The organism is Saccharothrix sp. CCNWYY140 (assembly GCF_037401995.1).
In the GTDB taxonomy this organism is placed as follows: domain Bacteria; phylum Actinomycetota; class Actinomycetes; order Mycobacteriales; family Pseudonocardiaceae; genus Actinosynnema.
The window spans coordinates 1-5,211 of the sequence record NZ_JBBEGC010000232.1 but is presented as its reverse complement, the minus strand read 5'-3'; the positions used below and the strand labels follow the sequence as shown (position 1 = coordinate 5,211).

Sequence of the window (5,211 nt, the reverse complement as noted above, 5' to 3'; positions counted from 1 at the left end):
GGCAGGCCGTACGGGGGAAGAAACCGACGCCCTTCCACCCCCGGGGGCCTGCCGCGCGGCGAGCGCCGCTTTTAATCCCAAGAGCGCGCCAGCGCGTTGATCTCGAGAGCGCGCAGCGCGTCCCAAGAGCGCGAAGCGCATCCAGAGAAGCGAAGCGCCAAGAACTAACCGGCCGAAGGCCCCCGCCACCCCTGCACCGGCAGCGAGAACTTCTCCACCAGCCGGTCGGTGAACGGCCCTTCCCGCAACCGCACCAGCCGCAACGGCGTCTTCCCGCCCACGACCTCGACCCGCGCCCCGGCAGGCAGCTCAACCGTCCGCCGCCCATCCGCGCACAACACGGCCGGGTGCCCGCCCGCATCGACCTCCAACGCCACCACCGACGCCGGCGACACCACCAACGGCCGAGCGAACAACGCGTGCGCGTTGGACGGCACCACCAGCAGCGCCTGCACGTCCGGCCACACCACCGGCCCACCCGCCGAGAACGCGTACGCCGTGGACCCGGTCGGGGTCGCCACCAGCACGCCGTCGCAGCCGAACGCCGACACCGGCCGGCCGTCGACCTCGACCACCACGTCCAGGATGCGTTCCCGCGAGCTCTTCTCGACGCTGGCCTCGTTCAACGCCCACGTCGACTCGATGACGTGCCCGTCCACGGACGCGGTGATGTCCACCGTCATCCGCTCCTCCACCGCGTACGAGCGGTCGATGACCCGGGACACCGCCTCGGACAGCGCGTCGTAGTCCGCCTCCGCCAGGAAGCCGACCCGACCCAGGTTCACGCCCAGCACCGGCACCCCGCACGCCCGCGCCAGTTCCGCCGCGCGCAGCAGCGTCCCGTCCCCGCCCAGCACGAACACCAGCTCGGTGCCCTCGGCGGCGGAGTCGTCGGCCGCGACGACCTGGGTGTAGCAGGACGGGTCCAGCTCGGGTGCCTCGTCCTTGAGCACGCGCAGCTTGACGCCGGCCGCGCCGAAGCGGCGGGCGACCTCCTGCGCGACAGCCACGTTGCTCTGCCGCCCGGTGTGGACGACGAGCAGGATCTCCCTCGTCACTGCGGTCCTTCCGCTACTGCGGTACGCACGAGCGCGGCGGCGGAGCCCGCGTCCAGGGGTTCGCCTCGGCGCAGCCAGGCGAAGTACTCCACGTTGCCCGACGGTCCGGGCAGGGGGCTGGCGACCACGCCGTGCAGGCGCAACCCCGACTCCCGCGCAGCCGCCACGACGTCCAGCACGGCCTCGGCCCGCAGCTCCGGGTCGCGCACGACACCGCCGGAGCCCAGCCGTTCCTTGCCCACTTCGAACTGGGGTTTCACCATCGGCAGCAGATCGCCCTCCTCGTCGAGGCACGCGGCCAGCGCGGGCAGCACCAGCCTCAACGAGATGAACGAAAGATCGGCCACCACCAGTTCAACCGTGCCGCCGATGTCCTCGGCCGTGAGCGAACGGACGTTGGTCTTGTCCTTGACCACGACCCGGTCGTCGGTCTGGAGCTTCCAGTCCAGCAGCCCGCGCCCGACGTCCGCGGCGACGACCTGACGAGCACCGGCCCGCAGCAGCACGTCCGTGAAACCGCCGGTGGACGCACCCGCGTCCAGGCAGCGACGGCCCTCGACCTTGATGTCGGGGAACGCCTCCAGCGCGCCGACCAGCTTGTGCGCGCCCCGCGACGCCCAGTTCGGGTCGTCGCCTTCGCGCACCACCAGCGCGGTGTCCAGTTCGACGGCGGTGGCCGGTTTGGTCGCGACCGTGCCGCGGACCGTCACGCGCCCTTCGGCGACCAGTTGGCTCGCGTGCTCCCGGGACCGGGCCAGCCCGCGGCGGACCAGTTCGGCGTCCAGCCGAGCCCTGCGCGGCACCGGATCACACCTTGTCGATGCTGGAGAGCGCGGCGGTCAGCGCCGCGTGCGCGTCGTCGAACCGCGTCACGTGCTCGGCGACGTCCAGCTGCTCCAGCCCGTCGAGACCGGCCAGCGCGTCGTCGATCCCGGCCACCGGATCACGCGGCGGGCCGGGGAGGGGAACCTCGAAGCTCACGCTTTCACGGTAGCCGATCGAGCACGGTGAGGTCCGCCGCGACGTAGGTGGGCCGGAGCTCCTCCGGCAGGGCCTCGACGTCCTGCGCGGTGGACACGCCGGTGAGCACCAGCAGCGAGTCCATGCCCGCGTGCACCGCGCCGAGGATGTCGGTGTCCAGGCGGTCGCCGACCACCAGGGGCCGCTCCGCGCCCAGCGACTTCGCCGCCTGCTCCAGCAGCGGGGTCGCCGGCTTGCCCGCCACCAGCGGTTCCTGCCCGGTGGCCGTGCGGACGGCCGCGACCAGCGACCCGTTCCCCGGCAGCAGCCCCCGCTCGGTCGGCAGGGTCGCGTCCACGTTGCAGGCCACCCAGACCGCGCCGGCCCGGATCGCGACCGCGGCCTCGGCGAGGTCCCGCCAGCTCAGGTCGGGCGACAACCCCTGCACGACGGCCTTCGCCCCGTGCGCCTCACGCGTCGGCACGAAGCCCCTGACCCGCACTTCTTCCGCCAACGCGTCCGTGCCCAGGACCAGCACCGTCGCGCCCTCGGGCACCAGGTCCAGCAGCATCTCGGCACCGGCCTGGGCGCTCGTGCTCACCTCGTCCAGCGCCGCGTTGAAGCCGAGCTGGGTGAGGTGTTCGGCGACATCGCGCGGCGAGCGGGAGGCGTTGTTGGTGACGAACCGGATGCCGACGCCGTGCCCGCGGGCGGAGGCGACCGCCTCCACCGCGCCGGGCACGGCCTCACGACCCCGGTAGACCGTGCCGTCCAGGTCCAGCAGAAGAGCGTCGTAGCGGTTCAGCAGGGAATCGGACGGCACAGGGGCTCCCTCGGTCTCGCGGGCTCAGTCCTGCGGGCTCAGCTCGAACGCCCGCTCGGCGGCGTCGGTCTCATTGTCGTCGTCCGCCTGGGCCGCGTTGAGGAACCAGCGGATGGCTTCTTCGGTACGACCTGCCGCCGCGAGGTTGTCGGCGTAGGCGTAGAACAGCCGCGCGCTCCACGGGTCCCGGCGCTTGGCGTCCAGGTCGTCACCTTGCAGGGCGACGACGGCCGCGTCCAGCTGACCCATGTCCCGCCGGGCGCCGGCGGCGACGATCCGCAGCTCGACGGCCTCTTCGGGGTCCAGCTTCAGCGCCTGCGCCTCACGCGCCAACTCGATGGCCCGCTCCGGCCGGCCCAGTGCCCGCTCGCAGTCGGCCATGACGGCGACGTGCCCGGCACCGTGCGACATCCGCCGCGCGGCCCGCAGCTCGGAGAGCGCCTCGGCCCACTCGCCGGCGTGGTAGGCGGTCAGCCCGGCGGCCTCCCGAACCACACCGACCCGTGCCGCCTTGGTGCGCGCGTACCGGGCGTGCTCCAGCGCCAGCTCGGGCTCGCTGTCGACGAGGATGCCCGCGGCGGCGAGGTGCCGACCGACGATCTCGGCCAGCCCCTTGGGCAGCCCGCGCAGCTCCTGCTTCACCTCGGGGTCGAGGATCGAGATGTCCGCGTCCTCGGGCAGCTCGGGCGCTCGCGCCCGGCCCCCGTCGTCACGCCGACCCTCTTCACCGCTCTCGGTGTCCTCTTCGGCACTCTCAGCCGGGACGTCGACGCTGACAGCCTCAGGACTGACCGCGGCCACAACCTGCGCCTCGACAACCTCGGCCTCGACATCAGAGGTCTCGGCAACCTGCTCGTCGACAACCGCAGCCTCGACAGCCGCAGCCTCGACAGCTGGCGGCTCGACTACCTGCTCGTCGACAACGGGCGCACCCTCGACCGGGGCCTCGACAGCCGCGTCACGCACCGGCTGCTCATCACCCTGCTGGGAAACCCGCTCCTGGAACCGCGCGGCCCGATCCCGACTGCGCTCATCCCGACGGTCGTCCCGCCGATCATCACGCGGCCGAGTCTCCCGCTTCTGGTACCCACCACGATCATCACGCTTCTGGTACCCGCCCCGGTCTTCACGGGGCCGGAACTCACGCCGCTCACCGGTGCGCTCGCTGCTGCGATCGTCGCGCCGCTCGCCACCCCGGTCATCACGCCGCTGGTAACCACCACGGTCATCCCGACGCTCGTACCCGCCACGATCGTCCCGCCGCTGATACCCACCGCGGTCGTCCCGCTTCTGGTACCCACCACGGTCCTCACGCGGCCGGAACTCACGCCGCTCACCGGTGCGCTCGCCACCACGGTCATCCCGTCGCTGGTAACCACCACGGTCATCGCGGGGGCGGAACTCACGGCGCTCGCCACCGCGGTCATCCCGACGCTCGCTACCCCGGTCATCACGCCGCTGGTAACCACCGCGATCGTCACGCGGCCGGAATTCACGGCGCTCACCGCTGCGCTCATCACGCCGCTGATACCCGCCCCGGTCCTCACGCGGCCGGAACTCACGCCGCTCACCGGTGCGCTCACCACCGCGATCGTCCCGCCGCTGGTAACCACCACGGTCATCGCGGGGCCGGAACTCACGCCGCTCGCCACCACGGTCATCACGCTTCTGGTAGCCACCACGGTCGTCGCGCGGCCGGAACTCGCGCCGCTCACCGGTGCGCTCGCCGCCACGCTCATCACGCCGCTGGTAACCACCACGGTCGTCACGGGGCCGGAACTCACGCCGCTCGCCGCTGCGCTCACCACCACGGTCGTCCCGCTTCTGGTAACCACCGCGATCATCACGTCGCTGGTAGCCACCGCGGTCGTCGCGCTGCTGGTAGCCACCGCGCTCGTCACGCCGCTGGTAACCACCACGGTCGTCGCGCTGCTGGTAGCCACCCCGCGTGCGGTCGCCGCCGCGGTCGTCGCGCGGCCGGAACTCCCGCCGCTCGCCGCCACGGGACTTGTCGTACCCCGACCGGTCGTCGCGCCGCGGGTAGCCGCCGGTGCGCTCGCCACCGCGAGCGTCACGACCGCCACTGCCCTGCTTGCGATCTCCGCCGGCGCGGCCACCATCGGATCGGCGCTGTCGGTCTCCCTGGCCGCGCTGACGGTCGCCCTCCGGCCGATCGGCACGGTCACCGAACCTCGACACCTGAACTCCTTCTACTGCTGTGGACACGCCGAAAGGGCTTGTGATTCGAGCACATCTCCGTGTGCCCCCAACCACAAGCCCTTTCAGGGAAAAAATGTTCGGCGGCGTCCTACTCTCCCACACCCTCACGAGTGCAGTACCATCGGCGCTGGAAGGCTTAACTACCGGGTT

Annotated in this window: 6 protein-coding genes and 1 rRNA gene; all 7 read right to left on the bottom strand. The window is 72.1% G+C overall.

The window, feature by feature from the left end; translation table 11 throughout:
* Window positions 1-164: 164 nt before the first annotated feature.
* Complete coding sequence (locus tag WBN91_RS38915) at window positions 165-1,058, bottom strand: NAD kinase (RefSeq protein WP_337723891.1); 894 nt, start codon at window positions 1,056-1,058, stop codon at window positions 165-167.
* Window positions 1,055-1,861, bottom strand: coding sequence for a TlyA family RNA methyltransferase (locus WBN91_RS38910; RefSeq protein ID WP_337723890.1), 807 nt, complete (start codon window positions 1,859-1,861; stop codon window positions 1,055-1,057). The genes WBN91_RS38915 and WBN91_RS38910 overlap by 4 nt, the downstream gene beginning before the upstream one ends.
* Before the next feature lie 4 nt (window positions 1,862-1,865).
* Complete coding sequence (locus WBN91_RS38905) at window positions 1,866-2,039, bottom strand: hypothetical protein (RefSeq protein ID WP_337723889.1); 174 nt, start codon at window positions 2,037-2,039, stop codon at window positions 1,866-1,868.
* A gap of 4 nt (window positions 2,040-2,043) precedes the next feature.
* The gene (locus WBN91_RS38900) at window positions 2,044-2,841 is read right to left on the bottom strand and encodes an HAD-IIA family hydrolase (protein WP_337723888.1); all 798 of its coding nucleotides are present in this window, start codon (window positions 2,839-2,841) and stop codon (window positions 2,044-2,046) included.
* Between the two features lie 24 nt (window positions 2,842-2,865).
* Window positions 2,866-3,807, bottom strand: coding sequence for a hypothetical protein (locus tag WBN91_RS38895; protein ID WP_443217887.1), 942 nt, complete (start codon window positions 3,805-3,807; stop codon window positions 2,866-2,868).
* A complete protein-coding gene (locus WBN91_RS39240; RefSeq protein ID WP_443217886.1) occupies window positions 3,747-5,027 on the bottom strand; it encodes a hypothetical protein in 1,281 nt (426 codons plus the stop codon). The genes WBN91_RS38895 and WBN91_RS39240 overlap by 61 nt, the downstream gene beginning before the upstream one ends.
* A 109-nt stretch (window positions 5,028-5,136) precedes the next feature.
* Window positions 5,137-5,211: ribosomal RNA gene (gene rrf, locus WBN91_RS39235) — 5S ribosomal RNA — on the bottom strand; the annotation flags it as partial.